At 34.2% G+C, this 19,577-nt stretch carries 15 protein-coding genes; 6 read left to right on the top strand and 9 right to left on the bottom strand.

Translation table 11 applies throughout. The features are described 5' to 3' along the window. The first annotated feature begins 17 nt into the window (after positions 1 to 17). Complete coding sequence (locus WBG07_RS14600) at positions 18 to 860, top strand: transglutaminase family protein (protein ID WP_340202261.1); 843 nt, start codon at positions 18 to 20, stop codon at positions 858 to 860. Between the two features lie 885 nt (positions 861 to 1,745). On the opposite strand, the gene WBG07_RS14595 is transcribed toward WBG07_RS14600, so the two are convergent. Both WBG07_RS14595 and WBG07_RS14590 read right to left on the bottom strand, forming a co-directional pair. Next, positions 1,746 to 3,557: a S41 family peptidase gene (locus tag WBG07_RS14595; RefSeq protein ID WP_340202260.1), complete on the bottom strand. Its 1,812-nt coding sequence runs from the start codon at positions 3,555 to 3,557 to the stop codon at positions 1,746 to 1,748. A gap of 119 nt (positions 3,558 to 3,676) precedes the next feature. After that, positions 3,677 to 4,687, bottom strand: coding sequence for a helix-turn-helix domain-containing protein (locus WBG07_RS14590; RefSeq protein ID WP_340202259.1), 1,011 nt, complete (start codon positions 4,685 to 4,687; stop codon positions 3,677 to 3,679). Between the two features lie 368 nt (positions 4,688 to 5,055). Here WBG07_RS14590 and WBG07_RS14585 point away from each other — a divergent pair, with 368 nt between their 5' ends. From WBG07_RS14585 to WBG07_RS14575, 3 genes are all read left to right on the top strand, one after another. Continuing rightward, complete coding sequence (locus WBG07_RS14585; RefSeq protein ID WP_340202258.1) at positions 5,056 to 5,670, top strand: hypothetical protein; 615 nt, start codon at positions 5,056 to 5,058, stop codon at positions 5,668 to 5,670. Positions 5,671 to 5,987: 317 nt separating this feature from the next. Continuing rightward, the gene (locus WBG07_RS14580; protein WP_340202257.1) at positions 5,988 to 6,494 is read left to right on the top strand and encodes a hypothetical protein; all 507 of its coding nucleotides are present in this window, start codon (positions 5,988 to 5,990) and stop codon (positions 6,492 to 6,494) included. Beyond that, positions 6,464 to 6,874, top strand: coding sequence for a GerW family sporulation protein (locus WBG07_RS14575; RefSeq protein WP_340202256.1), 411 nt, complete (start codon positions 6,464 to 6,466; stop codon positions 6,872 to 6,874). The genes WBG07_RS14580 and WBG07_RS14575 overlap by 31 nt, the downstream gene beginning before the upstream one ends. Positions 6,875 to 6,985: 111 nt before the next feature. Here WBG07_RS14575 and WBG07_RS14570 read toward each other — a convergent pair whose 3' ends face one another. The 3 genes from WBG07_RS14570 to WBG07_RS14560 are packed head-to-tail and all read right to left on the bottom strand — an operon-like array spanning position 6,986 to position 10,500. Continuing rightward, on the bottom strand, positions 6,986 to 8,527 hold the full coding sequence (locus tag WBG07_RS14570; RefSeq protein WP_340202255.1) for an acyl-CoA carboxylase subunit beta: 1,542 nt from the start codon (positions 8,525 to 8,527) through the stop codon (positions 6,986 to 6,988). Positions 8,528 to 8,537: 10 nt separating this feature from the next. Then, on the bottom strand, positions 8,538 to 9,980 hold the full coding sequence (gene accC, locus WBG07_RS14565; RefSeq protein ID WP_340202254.1) for an acetyl-CoA carboxylase biotin carboxylase subunit: 1,443 nt from the start codon (positions 9,978 to 9,980) through the stop codon (positions 8,538 to 8,540). A 28-nt stretch (positions 9,981 to 10,008) separates the two neighbouring features. Then, positions 10,009 to 10,500 carry an acyl-CoA carboxylase biotin carboxyl carrier protein subunit gene (locus WBG07_RS14560; protein WP_340202253.1) on the bottom strand — a complete coding sequence of 164 codons (492 nt, stop codon included), beginning with the start codon at positions 10,498 to 10,500 and terminating at the stop codon, positions 10,009 to 10,011. 365 nt (positions 10,501 to 10,865) lie between these two features. Between WBG07_RS14560 and WBG07_RS14555 the strand changes: the two genes are divergently transcribed. Then, the gene (locus WBG07_RS14555) at positions 10,866 to 11,675 is read left to right on the top strand and encodes a hypothetical protein (RefSeq protein ID WP_340202252.1); all 810 of its coding nucleotides are present in this window, start codon (positions 10,866 to 10,868) and stop codon (positions 11,673 to 11,675) included. 92 nt (positions 11,676 to 11,767) lie between these two features. Here WBG07_RS14555 and WBG07_RS14550 read toward each other — a convergent pair whose 3' ends face one another. Beyond that, a complete protein-coding gene (locus WBG07_RS14550; RefSeq protein ID WP_340202251.1) occupies positions 11,768 to 13,297 on the bottom strand; it encodes a SulP family inorganic anion transporter in 1,530 nt (509 codons plus the stop codon). A 342-nt stretch (positions 13,298 to 13,639) separates the two neighbouring features. Here WBG07_RS14550 and WBG07_RS14545 point away from each other — a divergent pair, with 342 nt between their 5' ends. Further along, positions 13,640 to 15,121: a BCCT family transporter gene (locus tag WBG07_RS14545; protein ID WP_340202272.1), complete on the top strand. Its 1,482-nt coding sequence runs from the start codon at positions 13,640 to 13,642 to the stop codon at positions 15,119 to 15,121. A 99-nt stretch (positions 15,122 to 15,220) separates the two neighbouring features. Here the strand turns inward: WBG07_RS14545 and WBG07_RS14540 are convergent, their stop codons facing one another. From WBG07_RS14540 to WBG07_RS14530, 3 genes are all read right to left on the bottom strand, one after another. Continuing rightward, positions 15,221 to 16,681 carry a M14 family zinc carboxypeptidase gene (locus tag WBG07_RS14540; protein ID WP_340202250.1) on the bottom strand — a complete coding sequence of 487 codons (1,461 nt, stop codon included), beginning with the start codon at positions 16,679 to 16,681 and terminating at the stop codon, positions 15,221 to 15,223. Next, positions 16,674 to 17,357, bottom strand: coding sequence for a peptidoglycan recognition protein family protein (locus WBG07_RS14535; protein WP_340202249.1), 684 nt, complete (start codon positions 17,355 to 17,357; stop codon positions 16,674 to 16,676). The genes WBG07_RS14540 and WBG07_RS14535 overlap by 8 nt, the downstream gene beginning before the upstream one ends. 87 nt (positions 17,358 to 17,444) lie before the next feature. Further along, on the bottom strand, positions 17,445 to 19,514 hold the full coding sequence (locus tag WBG07_RS14530; RefSeq protein ID WP_340202248.1) for a DUF4403 family protein: 2,070 nt from the start codon (positions 19,512 to 19,514) through the stop codon (positions 17,445 to 17,447). Positions 19,515 to 19,577: the final 63 nt, after the last annotated feature.

The raw sequence follows: 19,577 nt of genomic DNA, 5'->3' as shown, positions 1-19,577 counted from the left end.
AATCAAGTATATCGTAGATGCGTATAAAAATAGTTCACAAAACGGAGTACAACTTTAACAAAGAGGTTTTTATAGAACCCCATTATTTAAGGTTCAAGCCTAAAAGTATGCCATTTCTTGATTTAGAATTGTATCATCTAGACTTGTCACCATCACCTTCTGGAATATCAGAACAATTAGATGCCGAAGGAAACGTAGTATATTTTTGTTGGTTTACTGGAATGCATAATAATATTCACATTAAATCAGTAGCGGTATTGAATATTAAACCCTTTGAACCGTTCAATTTTTTAGTGCATCCTGTAAACTGTAATCAAATGCCGTTTGAATATCCTAAGCAATTGCTTCCTATGTTGGCACTTTATTTGACTTCAACAAAAATAAGCAGTTCTTTACTTGATTATGGCAAAAATATTCTTAACCAAGTAGCTTCAAACACTATTTCTTTTTTATCGCAGCTCACCATACAAATACATCATGATTTTAACTTAGAAATTAGGGAAACAGGAGTGCCATTTCATCCACAAGAAACCTTTGAAGGTAAAACAGGTTCTTGCCGTGATTTAAGCTGGATGCAAATACACTTGTTACGTAACCTTGGTCTAGCCGCACGGTTTGTGAGTGGTTACTACTATGTAGATGTAGAAGACCCTCAATATGAACTGCATGCCTGGGTAGAGGTTTTTCTACCCGGTGCCGGATGGATAGGTTTTGACCCAAGTAATGGTATTGCCACGGCAAATATGCACATTCCTGTTTGTTCAAGTGTGCATTACGAAAATACCATGCCTGTTTCAGGCTCGGTACGTGGCGATGCTCAAGCACAGTTGAAGACCTCTTTACATATAGAAATCACTTAGTAACCAACCTTCTGTGTTGTACCTTTTAAATCTTTTTTTAAACCGCAATTCGTCCCAATCCTCAAGGTCCATTCATGTATAAGATTTCTTGATCAAGAGTGAGTAAATATTGAAAAGGTATCGGCTTAAAGAACCAGATATCCATCTAGGTCTTCATCGCAAATATTTTTACGAAACAAGCGAAGCTTTTTTAAATATTTGTTCTAAACGTCTTATTATAATTTTTGAAGCTTTGGTATTCCCAACATCATAGACTTTATGTTTTAAGTGTAAAGTATAATTTACAAAAAGAAAAAATTAGAAGTATTAGTTTGGTCGCCTGCGTAGAATTGTGGGTGAGCGGAGTCAAACCCCACCTTTACAGGAAGAAATCTTTGATCCTTTTAAGGCTATAGATCAACCAATTATTTTCCACATTAAATAATAAAATAACGTGATTTCGATCTAATTTCAGTTTTATATTTTAATCTTAAATATGGTCTTTGAATTATTAAAAACATTGTATATAAGCTACTTACGTTCATTTTCTTTGCTTGTCCAAAGAAAACGAACCAAAAGAAAAGACACTTTTTCCAAGGTATTTTTGTCCAAGAAGTGGACAAAACCACAAGGTTTTCCTAAATTTTCTACAAGGCTTCGAAAATTCTTAACGGAAAACCTTGTTATACTGCGTAAAAAGACAATTTCGAACTCGATTTTTAATTCTTATTTACGTCGAACTGACATTAAAATAATAAGATTTCGGGAAATTAGAGAAAAAGCTTTTGTAGTATAATTACTTCCTTTCTAAACTCCCGAAACCTATAGATTACGATCATAAAAAACAAAACTACTATGATTTTTTTCGCATAGAGTTGATTTCATTAAAAATCTTGCTGATTCGTATTATTGTTCTTTAATGATTTCTAGCACTTTAGCAAGTTCTACATCCTTGTTATTTATAAAATCTGTTGCTTTCCTTATCACGCTAACATCTGGTTGTATACCGCCGTCTTTTGGTGTAGTTCCTACAGGCACATACATATTTATGACGGGAATGTCTAATTCTACAAATGTATTTAGCAACCTTAAAAAGAACATAAAACTACCGTTGGTTCCTAATTGATTACCACCTGTTTCCTGACCTACTATGGTAATTTCTTCCGCTTGCTTTGCGTAAGCCGCCATTAGGTGAGTAGCAGAACTATTGGAGGCATCTGTTAACAAAAACACCTTTCCCTTATAACCATTTTTCAAAGGCTTATATACTTTTTCTTTTACGCTATATTTTGATTTTAATACATAGACTCCATCTCGCTTTTCTGTATATTTTCCTTTAAAACTATAAGGAAACTTATCCCAGGTTTTTATATATTTTTTAAATTCTTCTGGTATTTTCAGATAAGATACGGTAGACTGCATATCCTGAATTTTAAGAGGTTTTTGAATCACTCTTTCCAGTATATACTCCCCTACTTCACCTTGCCCGCCTTCATTACCTCTTATATCTATAATAAAATTGGTGATAGATTTATTTTCCAATTGCTCAAAAACATCATTTAAATAGGCTTTCCAATCAAACTCATTACGTTGTACTGCAAAAGATTTCATAGATAGTTTTGCGGTTTGAGCATCTATCAACTCAAAATTCCAACCTTCTCTTACAGAAGTAGCAATTTTGCCATAACGCTCTATAAGCACTTTGGTTCTGTTTGTTTTTGAGGTAGCTTTTACTTTGGTCTCAAAGGTTTGATTTGTTTTGAGGTCTTTAAGTGTTAAAGAAAAGACATCTGCACTGCCATAGGCAATAGGATAGAAAATATCAAAAAATGCAAACTTTTCTTCTCCAGTTACCAAAAGCCTTTCCAACTGCTTTTCTGTATTATTACCATCAGAAGCAATATATTGCATCAAGTTGGTGAGTACTTCATCAATAGCTACTCCATTGAGTGCTACCAGCTCCAATCCCTTAGAAAGCGCCTCATTGTCTGAAGCATTCTTATCAATAAATAAACGCTTTCCAATTCGGTTAAACGTAAAAGGTATTTTATCTGGCTGGTTAAAAAGTGCCATTTTTACATTAACTCCCTGATTCCAGGGGTTGGTAAAGGTATGGCTACATTTAATTTTAGCCGCAAGTTTTGAAACTTCTCCATAAGCATTAGAAATAGTAGGGTTTCTTTTGAGTTCTTCCTCCAAGATTTTAAAATCATTTTGGAGTGTTAGAGAATCTCTATACTTATAAACTGCAGGATGTACAAACGGTAAAATCTTTTGAAGGATTTTAAGATCTTCTTCAATCTGACTTGGAGTGTAAGTGAGTTTTGCAAGTTGGTCTTGGTTATAGTATCTAAATTCATTATACACATATTCTTTGGTCATGGGTTGCTTTCCAAACCAAATTTTTCTTGCATCATCACCTTCTAATTCTGGATACCCATTTACGCTAAATTTAAATCTTAGATTGGGTTTTGAAGTGGTAAAGGTAATAGTCGCCTCATAAACACCATCTTTATTAGCATCAGTCAATAGGTACTCTTCAGTTAAAGATAGTGGTTGTATATTCCCTTTTACCGATACTTTTTCAACCCCTTTTAAAGCATTGGTATCTACTTTTAAGGTGATGGTTTTTTCTTGTGCATTACAAGAGACTAGTACTAATATAATCCAGCTTTGTATAAGCTTTAGCAATAATTGATTTGACTTTGAATTTTTCATGTTGTATGTTTTTTATGAACGATTCAAAAGTCGGGAGAATAAAAAAATCAGTCGTTTCAAATGGTGGTAATTAGGTATCACCCACGAATTGAGACGTCAATTTTCAATTAGAAAGCATTTTATTTAAGACCTTGAAGATATTCTGTAGGCGAAGAAGCGACTACTTTTTTAAAAGACCTATTAAAGGTAGCCTTGCTATTAAAACCACATTCATAGGCTAACCCAAGTAAGGATAATTGTTTGTGTTTCCCTTCTGAAATCTTTCTTTTAAATTCTTCAATACGGTACTGATTAATAAAATCATTAAACTTCATTTCAAAACCTTTGTTAATAGCTTCAGAAAGTTCTTCTCGTGAAGTTTGTAATGCATCTGCCAGTCTAACTAGCGTAAGGTCTGGTTCTAAGAACGGCTTTGAAGTGGCAAAATAGATTTCTATCTCTTTCTTGAGTATTTTAATGCCGTCTGATAATTCAAGTGGTGAATTCGCTTTGACCTTCTGCGGAAGGAAAATATTCTTTTTTTGATGAAGAAATGATTCTAATTCAATTTCTCTTAGTGCGTCTAAATTGGTGAAATAACCTTTAATGCCTACATAAATAATGGCGAGCCCAGACAACAAATAATACCACCATTCTTGACGCCAGCTCAAATCTACAATCATCGCATTAATAACTACCTGAAAACTATAGTACAAATACAGAAAAGTGTAAATAATTAAAAATGTATAAAGCCAGTTTAGTTGAATTTTAAATGTGTTGGAGAAGTAATGAGTTAGTTTTTCTCTGTAAGATTTTAAAAGCTGAAAAGAGAATACTAGATAAACTAACATTTGTAAAATAGCTAGCAGGGTGGCAATTGGGTCAACATACTTCCATTGGAAATTAATCACCAGGTATCCGTTTTGGCTGCTAGAAAAATCTGGTTGGCTAGCATCATAAATAAGAATATACAGTTTAACCACAAGAAGAATAGCTACCGGAATAAAATGCAGGCTATCTATTTTAGTAAAAGGTGCTTTAGGCTTGGTGATGGCACGAAAATAAAAATAAATTAAAGGAGCTAGTGCAAATGATAAGTTCACCAAGTAATAATTGATCTTTGTATTCTTAAACGTATCGTACCAATTCATAAAACCCAAGGTATATGAAGACTGGTGATAACAGGTTATTAATAGTATAAGTGCTAGAAATAAATCTGATTTATTTTTTAGCACAGTATACCTTCTTAAAAGTAAGATAGAAAAAATAATTCCCTGTATTGATAAAAACAATAAGGGCGTACTATAAATATTAAAGTCCGGAAACATTTGGTAAAAATAGAAAAGAAATTGATATCTCTTAAAGCATTTTAGTTTACTTTGGCAATAGCACAAAGTATATTTAATTGCTTCTTGAAAAAATTCAAGTTCCATTCATCGATCTATAGGTTCATTCATCTGAAAGGGTTTTTAAAGCATCTGTGTTCAAGGTATTTTTGAGGAAAACAAAAAATGATCTTATGAAAAATTCAATTTTAATGTTTGTCCTTTTAAATTTTAGCATGATAGCGTTTGCTGCTACCCAAACAGAACTTAAAGCCGAAGATCTTGACCCATATCTAAGCATTACTTTAGACAACCAAGAAAATGTTAACTATCCTCCGGGAACTTCCTTCATTTTACAAGATGAATCTGGAGAAACTATTTTAAACACAGAAGAACTCAACAAAGTAGGTTCTTATAAAATCATTGGAAAGCATTCGCTTTATGTTTTTCCATCATGGAAAAAAACTCCAGATAGTTTTGACATTGAAAATGGGAAAGTAGAGCTCAAAAAACACGAGACATATACTAAGAAAAGCTACGCTACGAAAAAATATACTCCCTCTGATGGTAATGTACGTATTGCACGTAAAATGTTATTTGGCTCAGACAAGGGCCACCAGAAGAATGTAAGTCTAGTTTTCACCAACGGAATTACATTTTATTATAGAGATGGAAATGTACAAGCTTGGCTTAACGGTAAAGAACTAAAAATAGAAGGTAACTATTTTATTTCAAGCGAACTTGGTCTGCTTAAAGTAAGTTTTAATCCAAATACTGGAGAAGTATGGTATGTTTTTGAAAAGAAGTAATCGTAAGTCTTTCTCTGTAATTTGGTATCAACTCAAAGAACCTTTTGAGAAACATCACAGTCATAGGTCTCTCTAAAGCCTTTGACTTTCCCTATTAAAATTAATTCACTTTTTTTAGGAGTGTTCCAAAACGTGTTTTTATTCCTTCTATTTCAGTTTTTTGTGTTACTAATTCTTCACAAGTTCTAATCATTTGCAATAAAAAACAAAAGAACTCCAAATTCTAATTGTTAAAGTAGGTGAATTATCCGCCGTGTATGACAATTATCATGGTATTGCGCAGCGTGATTTAGTTACTTTGCACAAAGGCGGAATAAATGTTACTCATCATTTTTTTGTCAGTATTTTTTGCAGTGATTCTCTATCTGCTATTTGTACCGGTAATTATATCTATAGATACGGTAAACCAAAACTATTATCTTCAAGTTAAGGGACTTGCCAAAGTATTTATTACAGGAGATGAAAAGCAGCTCATAAAAGTAAAACTTAAGATCTTTTTCTTAAACTTTAACTTCTATCCATTAAAAAAGAAAACCACTAAGAAAAAAGAATTAGAAATCACTGAGAAAAGTAGTAAAAAGAAAAAATATAGTGTTTTAAATCTGAAATCCGCCCTGCGAATACTACGTTCTTTTGAGATCAAAAAATGCCAGTTGGATATAGATACAGGAGATTGTATTGAAAATGCCAAGTTATATCCGGTTTTTGTTTTTTTGAATAGAACAAAAGGAACGTTTCGTATCAATTTTGAAGGTAAGAACAGCTTATTGCTGTGTGTAGAAAACAGGCCTTTATGGCTTATCAGATCATTTATAAATATTTAAAAAAACACATCATGGAACTACATTTTGAAGAATTATTAGGAAAAATAACAGACTTTATTGAGTCTGAAGCTAAAACAGACACCGTTGTTGGTGCACAGTTTGAATTAGGTGAATTTAAGTGTGTACCAGTCATTAAAGTAGGCATGGGCTTTGGCTCAGGTGCAGGTGAAGGTGGAGAATCGAAAAAAGGAAAAGGACAAGGTGGAGGTGCCGGTGCCGGAATAGGTATAGAACCTATTGGTTTTCTGGTGACTAGAGAAGACGAAATTTCGTTTCTTCCTGCCGGCAAAACAAGCGGCCTAGCAGCTGTATTTGAAAAAGTGCCAAGCCTGATTGAAAAATTTGCGGAAACTAGAAAAAAAGAAGAAGCTACTGCTTAGGTTTTATTTAATTAACCACTTCTTTTTAAAAAAAGAACCGGCTAAATTATAAGGAACGGGGGAATCCAAAATTTAGCTGGTTCTTTTCATCTGTTTAATACATTGACTTAATTACAAGGGAATATTTCCGTGCTTCTTTTCTGGGAGTTTTTCTTCTTTGGTGGCTAACATGGCAAAGGTTTTAATTAACTTTCTCCTAGTAGTTTCGGGCAAAATTACCTCATCTATAAAACCACGTTTCGCAGCACGATATGGATTCGCAAATTTCTCAGCATATTCTGCCTCTTTTTCGGCGAGTTTTGTTGCCGGGTTCTCCGCTTCCATAATTTCTTTTCTGAAAATTATTTCACTGGCACCTTTCGCACCCATAACGGCTATTTCAGCACCTGGCCAGGCATAATTGAAATCGGCACCAATATGTTTGGAATTCATCACGTCATACGCACCTCCATAAGCCTTACGGGTAATCACGGTAACTTTAGGCACGGTAGCTTCGCTCAATGCATATAATAATTTGGCTCCATGTACAATGATGCCATTCCATTCTTGATCTGTTCCCGGTAAAAAACCAGGAACATCTACCAATACCAATAGTGGTATATGAAAGCAATCACAAAACCTAGTAAATCTAGCTGCTTTTGTAGCACTTTTTACATCTAAAACGCCCGCTAAAGACATTGGCTGATTGGCAATAACCCCCACACTTTTTCCTGCTAATCTGGCAAAACCTACAATAATATTTTCAGCGTAGTCTTTATGGATTTCAAAAAAACTATCAGCATCAATAACCCCGTTAATTACCTTATGCATATCATAAGGCTTATTAGGGTTTTCGGGTACAATATTCATTAACTCTGTTCGTAATTCTTCTCCTATTTTATAGGGTAATGAATGAGGTTTCTCTCGGTTGCTTTGTGGCATATAACTCAAAAGCTTTTTAACATCTTCTAAACAGGCCACATCGTTAGGAGAAGTAATGTGTGTTACGCCGCTTTTTGTAGCGTGTGCGGAAGCCCCGCCTAACTCTTCTGCAGTAACCTCTTCATTGGTCACTGTCTTTACTACATTAGGACCAGTAACAAACATATAACTAGTGTCTTCTACCATTAAAGTGAAGTCTGTCATAGCAGGAGAATATACAGCACCTCCTGCGCAAGGCCCCATGATTGCAGAAATTTGCGGAATCACTCCAGAAGCCATTACATTTCGGTAAAAAATATCAGCATAACCGCCTAATGATCTTACTCCTTCCTGAATTCTAGCTCCTCCAGAATCATTTAAACCAATTAATGGAGCTCCAACCTTCATGGCCATATCCATGATTTTACATATTTTCTCCGCATGAGTTTCTGAAAGAGCACCTCCAAATACCGTAAAATCTTGTGCAAAAATATAGATCAACCTCCCGTCTATTGTTCCATATCCGGTTACCACTCCATCACCATAAAACTGTTGTTTTTCCATATCAAAATCAGTGGTACGATGTGTCACTAAAATTCCCATTTCTTCAAAAGAACCTTCATCTAGCAGATACTCTACACGCTCACGGGCAGTTAGTTTTTTCTTTGCATGCTGTTTTTCAATACGTTTTATACCACCTCCTAAAGAGGCTTCAGCAATTTTTTTACTTAAAATTTCTATTTTGTCACTCATTATTTTTTGCTTAAGATATAGGTAATCGTAATTTTTTTCGGTCTTCCAAATACAACTTAAGGGCAATAGTAGCAGCTAACTTTGCCTCTGCCTCATTTTCCTTTTCCAAAGCTTCCCTATTAAAGTAGTTGTTTACAAAATGGGTGTCAAAATTACCCGATAAAAAAGCTTCATGTTCACACACAAACTTTCCAAATGGCAATGTGGTTTGAATTCCCTTAATTTCATAATTATCAATTGCTCTTACCATAAGTCTGCAAGCTTCGGCACGGGTTTCCGCATAAGTAACCAATTTAGAAAGCATAGGATCATAATAGATAGGAACCTCCATACCCTCTTCAAACCCATCGTCTACTCTTATTCCTTCCCCCGATGGAGGTCTATAAACTTCTAGTTTACCAATACTTGGAAGAAAACCATCCATAGGATCTTCTGCATAAACTCTTAATTCAACGGCATGTCCCCTAATTTTTAAATCATCTTGTGTAAAAGAAAGTACTTCTCCTCTAGCTACTTTTATTTGTTCTTGTACTAAATCTATTCCAGTAATTAATTCTGAAACCGGGTGTTCTACTTGCAGACGAGTATTCATTTCCAGAAAGTAGAAATTTAAATCGGCATCCATTAAAAACTCTACAGTTCCAGCTCCTACATAGTCACAAGATTTGGCAACATTTACAGCCGCTTCTCCCATTTCTTTTCGGAGTTTTGGAGTGAGAATAGATGAAGGAGCTTCTTCTACAACTTTTTGATGCCTCCTTTGAATACTACATTCGCGTTCAAACAAGTGCACTACATTTCCGTGTTTATCTGCCAACACTTGTATTTCAATATGCCTTGGAGAGGTTACATACTTCTCAATGAATACCGCACCATCTCCAAAAGCGGATACAGCTTCACTAACGGCTCTTTCCATTTGTGACTCAAACTCTTCTTTGTTCTCAACAATCCTCATTCCTTTACCTCCGCCTCCTGCGGAGGCTTTAATAAGAATTGGAAAACCTATTTCATAAGCTATTTTCTTCGCTTCTTCTATATTGGTAATGGCTTCATCCACACCAGGAACCATAGGAATATCATACTTCTTGACGGTTGCTTTTGCTTCCAATTTACTTCCCATAACCCTTATAGCATGTGATCCTGGACCAATAAATGTAATCCCGTTTTTTTCAACGGCTTCGGCAAAATCTGCATTCTCACTCAAGAATCCATAACCTGGGTGTATCCCATCTACTCCAAGTTCCTTAGCTACTTCAATAATTTTATCCCCACGCAGATACGATTCAGATGATGTGGCAGGGCCAATACAAACTGCTTCATCAGCATATTTTGTATGAGGTGATTTTCTATCAACCTCAGAGTAAACAGCAACTGTTTTTATTCCCATTTTTTTTGCTGACTTCATTACCCTAATGGCTATTTCCCCTCGGTTAGCAACTAAAATTTTTTTCATAATATTCAGTAATTGCTTTATATTTTACTTATTCAAATGTTACCAAAAGCTGTCCTTTGTCAACAATATCTTTTGTATCTATTAATACTTCTTTAATTATCCCGCTCCTTGGAGATACCATAATATTTTCCATCTTCATTGCTTCCAAAATAAGCAAGGGATCATTTTCTTTAACCTCTTGTCCAGATTTTACATTCACTGCAATGATCTGTCCGGGCATTGGAGCATTTAGATTATCAACTTTTTTCTGTAACCCTTTGGTAAGACCTAACTTGTCAATTAATATGTCTAATTCTGTTTCAATCTTTATTTGGTATTCATTTCCATTGATTTTTAGCGTATAATTTCTTGTTTCAAAATCTCGATTGAGAATTTCTATCATCAAAGAAGCACGATTTTCTATTAAATGAAGTTGATCATCAGGAGTTTTAATAATATCCATTTTGATGGTATCCTGATCTTGGAGTGAAAAACTAAAAGTTTGATTAACCTTTATTTGAAATTGAGTGTTTTTAGCCATGTCTATTCTTTAAATACCTGCCTTAAAGATAGCTAATAACCGAGTTTTAATAAAAATAAAATATGAGAAAGGTCAGTGAACTTTAAAAAATAAGTTTTTTAGTGATCCTACGCAGCTATTATGTAGATTGAAGGGTTTCCAGTTGCAAAGGTTTTACCTTTTAACTAAGAAACAAAATAGATGGTATTATCCTCATAAATTATAAAATGAAATACATAGACCTTATTGAAAATAGGGCTTAACCGTAAAAAACAAACAAGGTCCTTACTTCCATCGAAAAATTATTTTTTTAGTTGTCGTATTAATTCATTTTACTTACTTTAAATGTAAGATTTAACTTATTTATTAATCAAATTCTAAAATTTATGAGAAAACAAATCAATTATTTAGTAATGGTATTTTTTATCGCTATCTTTTTAGTGGGATGCCAAAAGGATGAAACCCCTCTAACCTCTGATACAGAGGCAGTTGAACAACAAGTCAAAAAAGAAACACAAAGACTACAAGAAACTGTAGACATAACCCATATTTACGAATATAGGGGAAATAGCTTTAAGATAACCTACACACTTAACGAAGCCGAGGGCGAAGTATTAAAAACATCAGGAGATGAAAATCTAGCCGCAGAAATTTTTGGGAAAGAAGAAGGACCGCAAGCTATGTTATTTGAAGATCCATCAGAAGACACCAAAGAAATAATAGTGCGCGTTTTTGATACAAATGCAGAAATGGAGCAGTTTCTAAAAAAAGAAAGAACAGTTCCTCAAGAGGCGTTCACCACACCAGAGGAAGGTGCAAGTGAAACTGCCAGAAACTGTTACAGTTGGTTCTATAACGGATATGCAAACTTCTATTTCTATAAACACATATATTACAATACAGAAATGATAGGTATGCGCCGTTCTAACACTAGATACAGTGGAAATCATTGGGTTGGCTCTACCTATAATGACCAGTTATCTTCCTTAATAATAAATAAACCATATTACAACAGAGCTTATGTGAGCCTAAAGCAACATAGTTGTTATGGTGGACGAACAATAAATTTTTATGCTGGACCAGGCTATACAACGGCAGGGGTAGCTAACCTTAAGTGGTATACACTATCTGGATGGTGGTGGTGGAGAAAATCTTGGAATGATCAAGTTTCTTCCTACTGGGTTTACAGCTGGTAGTAAGATTACCAGAACCTACGTTTTTAAATTAAAGACAATCTTTAGATTTTATCAAAAGATTGTCTTTTGTTCATTATAACGACACCTATGCTTTAGATTTTATCTACTACCACCTTATACGTGGGATCTTCTAATACATTTACATCTATAATATCTTCTGCATTCTTTAATAGCCTGAGACAATCCTTACTCAAATGTTTTAAATGCACCTTTTTATTCACCTTAAGATAGCGTTCTGTAATTTTATTCAAAGCCTCTATTGCAGACATATCCACTACTCTACTCTCTTGAAAATCAATAATTATTTCGTTAGGATCATTTAAGATATCAAACTTCTCATTAAAAGCGGTAACAGAACCAAAAAACAAAGGGCCGTAAATTTCATAGTGTTTCACTCCGTTCTCATCTACATATTTTCTGGCCCTAATTCGTTTAGCATTGTCCCATGCAAAAACCAAGGCAGAAATAATTACTCCTAAAATTACGGCTAACGCCAGGTTGTGAAGAAAAACAGTGACTAGTGTCACCAATACCATCACGAAAATATCAGATTTGGGCATTTTGTTAACGGTTTTTATACTCGCCCACTCAAAAGTACCAATAGAGACCATTATCATCAATCCAGTAAGCGCCGCCATAGGTAATTTTTCTATCAAATTTGCTCCAAACATAATGAAAACCAGTAACATAATTGAAGCGACAATACCAGACAAACGTGCTCTAGCTCCGTTAGAAATATTAATAAGACTTTGCCCAATCATTGCACAACCACCCATGCCAGAAAACACTCCTGATAGTACATTTGCCATACCTTGTGCTACCGCTTCCTTGTTTCCACGACCGCGAGTTTCTGTAATTTCATCTACTATATTGAGGGTTAATAAACTTTCAATAAGCCCCACGCCTGCAACAATAAGTGCATAAGGAAATATAATAGTTAATGTTTCTAACTTTAAAGGTACTTGTGGGAGATGGAAAGGTGGAAACCCTCCTTTAATAGAAGCAATATCACCTACGGTTCTGGTATCTATATTAAAAAACACTACCAAACCAAAAATGGTGAGAATTGCTACTAAAGAAGCTGGAATTGCCTTGCTCAACTTAGGAAGCCCCCAAATAATCAACATCGTAGTAAAAACAAGGGCTAATAAAATATATAAAGGGGTTCCCGTTAGCCAGTTTCCGCCTAAATCTTTAAATTGCTCTAATTGAGACATGAAAATGATAACAGCTAAACCATTTACAAAACCAAATATAACCGGATGTGGCACTAGTCTCATTAACTTACCTAGGCGTAAAAAACCTGCTGTTGCTTGAATAAGTCCTGCTAATACCACGGCGGCAAATACATACTCTACTCCGTGAGATTTTGCTAAAGAAACTATAACAACAGCCACCGCGCCAGTAGCTCCAGATATCATACCTGGTCTACCTCCAAATATGGACGTAATTAAACCCATTACGAAGGCTGCATACAAACCGGTTAGGGGTGACAAACCTGCAATTAACGCAAATGCAACAGCTTCTGGCACAAGTGCCAGCGCTACTGTTAAACCAGATAATACCTCGGTTTTATAATCTACTTTCTGCTTGAGATCGAATAAATTAAAATATTTCTTCATAGCTGAATTGAAATTTAAGCAAATGCTCCTGCTTTAAAGGGCGCAAAAATACCTCTATTTAGTCTCATTCCAAGGAAGAATATCTCAAAAATACTAGGTAAGGATTGTTTTATTACTAAATTCATTACCGCAATATTGCCATATATGTTTTTAGCACCTTTATTGTTAGGAGTCACTAAAATTCATGATCTAATTTAATCACCAAACTAAAGTTAGAACTAGAAAGCGCATTTTAATTTTAATTGAAAGCTAGGATACAAATTATCATATAAAAAAATAGATCTTTTGTTTTCTTTTACGAAAAACGATTAATTTTAAACGGAATCTTAAAATAATAAGCATATCAACATTTCTAAAAATAGCCTTCTGTATGTATCCATAAGTATTCTTGTCTTATTCTCGCTTCCAGCATTATTTTTTACACAGGTATATTATGATTTAATTGAATTGGCTTCAGTTTGGGTTAGAAAATGGTTTGGCTCTTTCTACCTTTGGCTTGGATTAGCCTGTGTTATGTTTATCACTATTATTGCTATCTCGCCTTTGGGAAATCAACGTCTCGGCGATAAAAATCAGAAACCAGAACATTCTTTATGGTCTTGGATTGCTATGTTATACAGTGCGGGTATGGGAGCTGGTATTTTGTTGAGAGCCGTACAAGAACCTGTTTTTATGTTGCAGCACCCTCCTCTAAATAACGGAGTCGCTCATAAAACTTTAGCATTAGAATACACCTTTTATCAATGGGGCTTTACAGCATGGGCATTTTACGGTCTTTTTGCCATGGTAATAGGCTATTATCTTTTTGTTAAAAACAAAAGAGTAAGGGTGAGTACTGCCATTGAAGATGCGTTGCCTTCTAAGTTTATGGCCGCTTGTATTGATATACTTGCAGTCATCACAACAGTTTTTGGGCTTATTGGTGCTATTGGGCTTGGCACCACACAAATAAATGGTGGCCTCAATCATTTATTAGATGCAGACTTTGATATTGGATTCACCATTGTATTGTCATTACTCATCTCCATACTTGCCTTTATTTCTGTGTGGAAAGGGGTAAATAAGGGAATTAAACTTATTTCTAAGCTTAACATAATTATTACCCTACTTTTATTGGCATTTGTCTTTTTTCAAAGTGATATTCTAGCTATTTTCTGGGCCTTTCTAAATGCCTTTTATCATTATATCATTGATTTTATCCCCATGAGTCTGGCCATTGGTAATTACAATCCGGGAGAAGAGTTCTTAACAGACTGGACTTATTATTATTGGGCATTCTGGCTTGCCTGGGCCCCTTTTACCGGGATCTTCATTGCTAGAATTTCAAAAGGGAGGTCTTTAAGGCAATTACTTTTGGGGGTTATGATGATTCCATCTCTGGGAACATTCTTTTGGTTTTCTGTTTTCGGCGAATCGGCTTTTGGACTTATCCAAGAAATGGACGTTTACCAAGACCAGTTTGGAAATGTTTTCACCTCCTTATTTCGTTTTTTTGAAAACTATCCTTTACAGACTTTTGTGAATTCTGTAGTGGTATTTTTGCTTATTAGTTTTCTGGTTACTTCTGTAGACTCTGCCGTTTTTGTATTAAGCATGTTTACCGATAGAGGAAAACAAGAACCTTCTAGAAAACACCGATTGATCTGGAGTGTATTTATTGCATTTTTTGCAGTTGCCATTTTAGTTTTAGGAAATGCAAAACCAGAAACAGATGTGCTTCAAGCACTACAGAAAATACTCATTATAACTTCTCTTCCTTTTGCGCTTTTTATGGTACTTATGGCTGCTATTTTTCTTAAAGACTTTCTTCAAAAAAAACCTTAACCATCTAAAATAAAATACTATCCACTTTAATTGTATGCACCCATTTAAAATAGAGATTGCAAGCTTATTCTCATAGAGATCCTTTCACTTGATGGTATTTTATTTCAAGATAAGTGCATTTCCAAATTGTCCTCCTCCTGTGTTTAAATCAATGAGAAATCCATTTATAACCGCGTGCGTCAACAATCCTTCTTTTCTAATAAAAAAGGTAGCATTTACACCCGGTTTTAATGTTTCACTGGGTTCAAATCCTTCAGGTACCAAATGCAAAGGAAACTTTACATCTGGAAAAGATTCTGGCAGTACTTCTACTTGAATATATGCAAAACCAGACTTCAGTAATTCATTAAAGTCTAATTGCATTACTTCATTAAAGTTTGATTGAACTTTTGGATATACTTTTGATGCTACATATTCATAACCAGCCATTTGTTTTTCTTCATAACCAAAGTACGTAGAAAGATCACCTTGATCTGAAACAGCACCTACATAGTAAAAGTCTTTAGCACCCATTTTATTTCTTTCAAGACGATGAATGCCTACATCTAATATAAAATTGCTTCCTTCTAAGGCATAAGAAAGTCCTGTAAGTTTTAAATCAAATAGTTTCCTGTCATTATTTGGAATTTCCGTGTACTGTCTTTTATTTATTTTTTTATATGATTCATTTGAAATACTTTGTATTGCAGTTAGAATGGAAACATAATTTAATTTTCGAATAAATTGCTTTTCTGTATCGTTTTTGTAACCTCCAGATTCAATCAAAATAGTACTTGTTCCCCATTTTTGAATATTATCTCCAAAAGCTCTTGGTTCAAAATCATCATTATATCGCCCCACTCCTCCAGGGATATACTTCTGAAGTATTTTGTTCATCAAAACAATTATTTTCATAGCATTACCGCGAACCTCATTCACAGATTTTTCATAGTTGTAGGCAGGCGCAAGAAAAGATACAGTTGCTGATTCTGGGGTTAGCAAGGCGTTGTAATACTTACTTTGATCATGAAGATTAAAACCAAAATCTGCACTTAGACTATCTCGTACTTTCTTAAGGGTTCTTGCCTCTGGTGATTGTAGGCGTAGTGCATCTCTATTTATATCTATCCCCAACAAATTACGCCTTTGGAATAATTCTGCTCCATCTGGATTCAACATGGGAAGTAAATGAATTTTAACCGCCTTAAGAATGGCCTTCTTTTGGTTTTCAAAGCCATCTCCTTCAAAAAAATTTAAGAGATCAAATAAAGCCATTGTAGCCGTAGACTCATCACCATGCATCTGAGACCATAGAAAAATATCAATCTTACCACTTCCAAGACTAATAAGCTGTAAATCTCTTCCTCCTATACTCTCACCTACCTTTTTAATAGTAAACCCATCTTTGTTTTGAAACTTAGCAATTAAGGGTTGTATATCTGCATGTTTAATTCTTCTGTTTTTGATACTCTTTTCACAATAATTCTCATAAGAATTGAAGAGTTGATCCTGAAAATTTTGAGCATTTAAGACAATAAGAGTTAGAAAGCTAATTACACAAGTAATAACATATTTATTCATTGATAGTATTTTTTAAAGGAATAGGTTTAAAATCAAGATCTTGAACAGCCTTTCGAACGCTATTCATAAATTCCGCACCAGGATCTGTTTTTTCAGTGCGATATCCTGCATCTTTCTCTAGCCATAATTCATGACCTTCAAATAGCGTGTATTCATAATGGCCAATCACATAATCTATTTTGTATTTTTCTTTAAGGTACTTTACCAGTTTAATATTGGCTTTGAGTTGTTTTTTTGTGAGTGGTTTGTCTTTTGTTCCTCCCACGTTTTCAATTCCAATAGCGCAATGATTTAGACCTATTACATGACGCCCCATGACATTTTCTGGCAATAGACGATACACGGTTCCGTTTTGATCTACCAGAAAATGGGTTGAAACATTAAGGCTTCCCGCGCTTGTTATCTCAGACCTTGAACCTGGTAGTTTTACATCTTTAAAAGCATCAAAAGATTTTTCAAAAGTGGGAATAGCCGTCCAATGTAAGACCACCATTTTTGGATCTATTTTAGGGGTTTCCTGAATGATCTCATATCTATCCTTCAAGTACTTTAATGTAAGCTGTTTTCGTTCCTCATTAAACGTTATAGGTTTATCTACAATTTTGAGATTTCCACATGAGGCTAACACCATTAGTGAAGAAATCCATAAAAAAAGTAAGCGACCACTTGGTTTCATATAAATTAAGAATGTGTAATGCCGAAATTTACATAATATCCCGGTAAAGAACTAATACAATACAAAGGCACTTTGATATTTTCTTGACTAATACCGTGGAAAATCAGTTTCTTGAAGGATATAAAAAAAGGTTTCATTTTTACTTTCTAGTATCAAAGTGTCTCCTGGAATTTTTCCTCTTAAAAGTGTTTCTTTTTGATTCTTCGAATCTTGTTTTTTTATTTGGAACTCTTTATTATTTTTAAACTTATTAAATTTTAAAAATGAATTTGTTGCCGATATATTTATAGTATTAGAATTTTCTGGAGCCATACTATTTAATGTGACCATTTCAACGACTTCAGGAACTCCTGCTTCACGATATAAATCTTCCATGGTGTTCAATGCAATAAAATCAGGATCTGTAAAAGATGATTTATTCCTGTTAGGTAATAAATCTATGTTTAAAGTTCCTTCAAAATCAGCGTACAAATCAATGGTTTCTTTATTAATATAAATAGGAATATTAGGTTCTAATTCCATCTTTGGGACTATTGCAATTTGATCATTTCGTATAGAAGTGTTAAGAGTGGCTCTAAATTTATCTAAAGTTTCTTTAACACTCCAGGCGCTACTTTTTTTCAATTCCTTTAATAAATAATTCTTAAGAGGTTTGAGGTTTGCCAAATTGAGAATAGGGGTATTCTCAATAAATAAATCAAGATCATCTAATTTCAATGTATCATTAGCAAAACCAAGTTTTGCAGTGATATATGTTTTTCCTCGTACTAATTTTCTCTTATTCTTTTTATTAATTCTATATAATTTAAACTCAAAAGCAAGTCTTTCTCCATTGGGGTATAACCTGATTTTATCAATAAAATACTTATTTCCAGTAAGATTTGGAATTTGAGGGTCTTCTTCATAGTAAGATTTTATTGAACTATTCAATTCGTCTGTTAAACGATTACCCAAGGTATTGTAATCTAAACGGACAATATTGCGAGTCTTAAATTTGTTATCAAAGTCATTATTTAAAACAATTTGTGGCAATTCAAAATTCATGACCGGTAAATTCTCTCCATAGTAAATCTCTGGCTGAATCTTTATGTTCATTCTAAAAATCAAATTGTTATTTCTTGCTTGAAGCTGATCCAGTTTAATACTTTCTAACTTTGAAGGTATTAACCAGATGTTATCTTCTATTTTACCTAGGGGTACTCCTTTCAAATTATCTTTCACCAATTTTGTAAGCTCCTCTTTTAAATTCATCTCACTTACTTCTTCGGCAAGACTCTCTTCAATAGTTTCGTTAAGCTTTCCTTCTACTAATTTTGTGATAACAAGGTCCAAAGCTTCAAAAGTTGGAAGTAATAGGGGTTGATAATCAAAGGAGAGTAATGGCAAGTTTGAACAGGCATCTAAAAAAGTAACTTTTGCATCATTATGAGAAGCCTCTAATTGTATGTCTGAATTCAACCTGAAAGAACCCTTAGATTCTACCTTCACCTTAATATTATCGCAATTTAATAATCCCTTAACCTTTATATTCCCTGCCAGACCATCCAAGAATGATTGTTTAACATCTACCTTCAAATTCATATTTACAATAGTTGTTACTTTAAAGTCTACTCCCTTTGAGGTGGAATTCATATCGATATCCAGCTGCTGTAGCTGCCCTTTTACTCGCACTTTTCCAGATGTGCCAAAGGTTTTATCTATGAGTTGTAATACCTCTTTTGGTACATTTTCTTTTATGGGTTCAATCCATATAGAAGTAGGCACCAAAACGGTAACCCAAGTTTCCTTAATACAATTTTTCCATTTGAAGGGATTTAACCAGCATTTAACCGTTTTTTCTACTTTCTTTTTAACGCTCTTCATTGTAGTAGTCCAATACCCTGGTTTTACAATCCGCTCTACAATTTCGGTAATGGTATTTGCCTCTTCGGCTAATAATTGAAGATTAATTTCGGGAGATTCATAATTAATGATATTTCCTTGTAAATCATTCCTCAATTTATCTGCTAATCTATATGTACTGAGTTCTGTTTGTAAGGTTATAGATGAATTGTCTAGCGGATTGATAGTATTGGCTTTTACAGCTTCTTTAGGAGCTTTACAGCCAGACATACAAACAATAATGATAAGAAAAATAAGAGATTTACGATAAGTCATAATTAAAAGTTTGTGCAATATATTAAGAAAAAGATATGATAGAAATACCTTGAAATGGGTAAA

The sequence above is a fragment of the Ascidiimonas meishanensis genome (genome assembly GCF_037782385.1).
GTDB classification, from domain to species: domain Bacteria; phylum Bacteroidota; class Bacteroidia; order Flavobacteriales; family Flavobacteriaceae; genus Ascidiimonas; species Ascidiimonas meishanensis.
This window is presented reverse-complemented; position numbering and strand designations above follow the sequence as displayed.

What these genes read in the sequence shown, in the direction of transcription:
- WBG07_RS14600 (WP_340202261.1), top strand. Translation starts at nt 18, where the DNA reads ATGCGTATAAAAATAGTTCACAAAACGGAGTACAACTTTAACAAAGAG.
- WBG07_RS14595 (WP_340202260.1), bottom strand. Translation starts at nt 3,557, where the DNA reads ATGAAAAATTCAAAGTCAAATCAATTATTGCTAAAGCTTATACAAAGC.
- WBG07_RS14590 (WP_340202259.1), bottom strand. Translation starts at nt 4,687, where the DNA reads ATGAATTGGTACGATACGTTTAAGAATACAAAGATCAATTATTACTTG.
- WBG07_RS14585 (WP_340202258.1), top strand. Translation starts at nt 5,056, where the DNA reads ATGAAAAATTCAATTTTAATGTTTGTCCTTTTAAATTTTAGCATGATA.
- WBG07_RS14580 (WP_340202257.1), top strand. Translation starts at nt 5,988, where the DNA reads ATGTTACTCATCATTTTTTTGTCAGTATTTTTTGCAGTGATTCTCTAT.
- WBG07_RS14575 (WP_340202256.1), top strand. Translation starts at nt 6,464, where the DNA reads ATGGCTTATCAGATCATTTATAAATATTTAAAAAAACACATCATGGAA.
- WBG07_RS14570 (WP_340202255.1), bottom strand. Translation starts at nt 8,527, where the DNA reads ATGAGTGACAAAATAGAAATTTTAAGTAAAAAAATTGCTGAAGCCTCT.
- accC (WP_340202254.1), bottom strand. Translation starts at nt 9,980, where the DNA reads ATGAAAAAAATTTTAGTTGCTAACCGAGGGGAAATAGCCATTAGGGTA.
- WBG07_RS14560 (WP_340202253.1), bottom strand. Translation starts at nt 10,500, where the DNA reads ATGGCTAAAAACACTCAATTTCAAATAAAGGTTAATCAAACTTTTAGT.
- WBG07_RS14555 (WP_340202252.1), top strand. Translation starts at nt 10,866, where the DNA reads ATGAGAAAACAAATCAATTATTTAGTAATGGTATTTTTTATCGCTATC.
- WBG07_RS14550 (WP_340202251.1), bottom strand. Translation starts at nt 13,297, where the DNA reads ATGAAGAAATATTTTAATTTATTCGATCTCAAGCAGAAAGTAGATTAT.
- WBG07_RS14540 (WP_340202250.1), bottom strand. Translation starts at nt 16,681, where the DNA reads ATGAATAAATATGTTATTACTTGTGTAATTAGCTTTCTAACTCTTATT.
- WBG07_RS14535 (WP_340202249.1), bottom strand. Translation starts at nt 17,357, where the DNA reads ATGAAACCAAGTGGTCGCTTACTTTTTTTATGGATTTCTTCACTAATG.
- WBG07_RS14530 (WP_340202248.1), bottom strand. Translation starts at nt 19,514, where the DNA reads ATGACTTATCGTAAATCTCTTATTTTTCTTATCATTATTGTTTGTATG.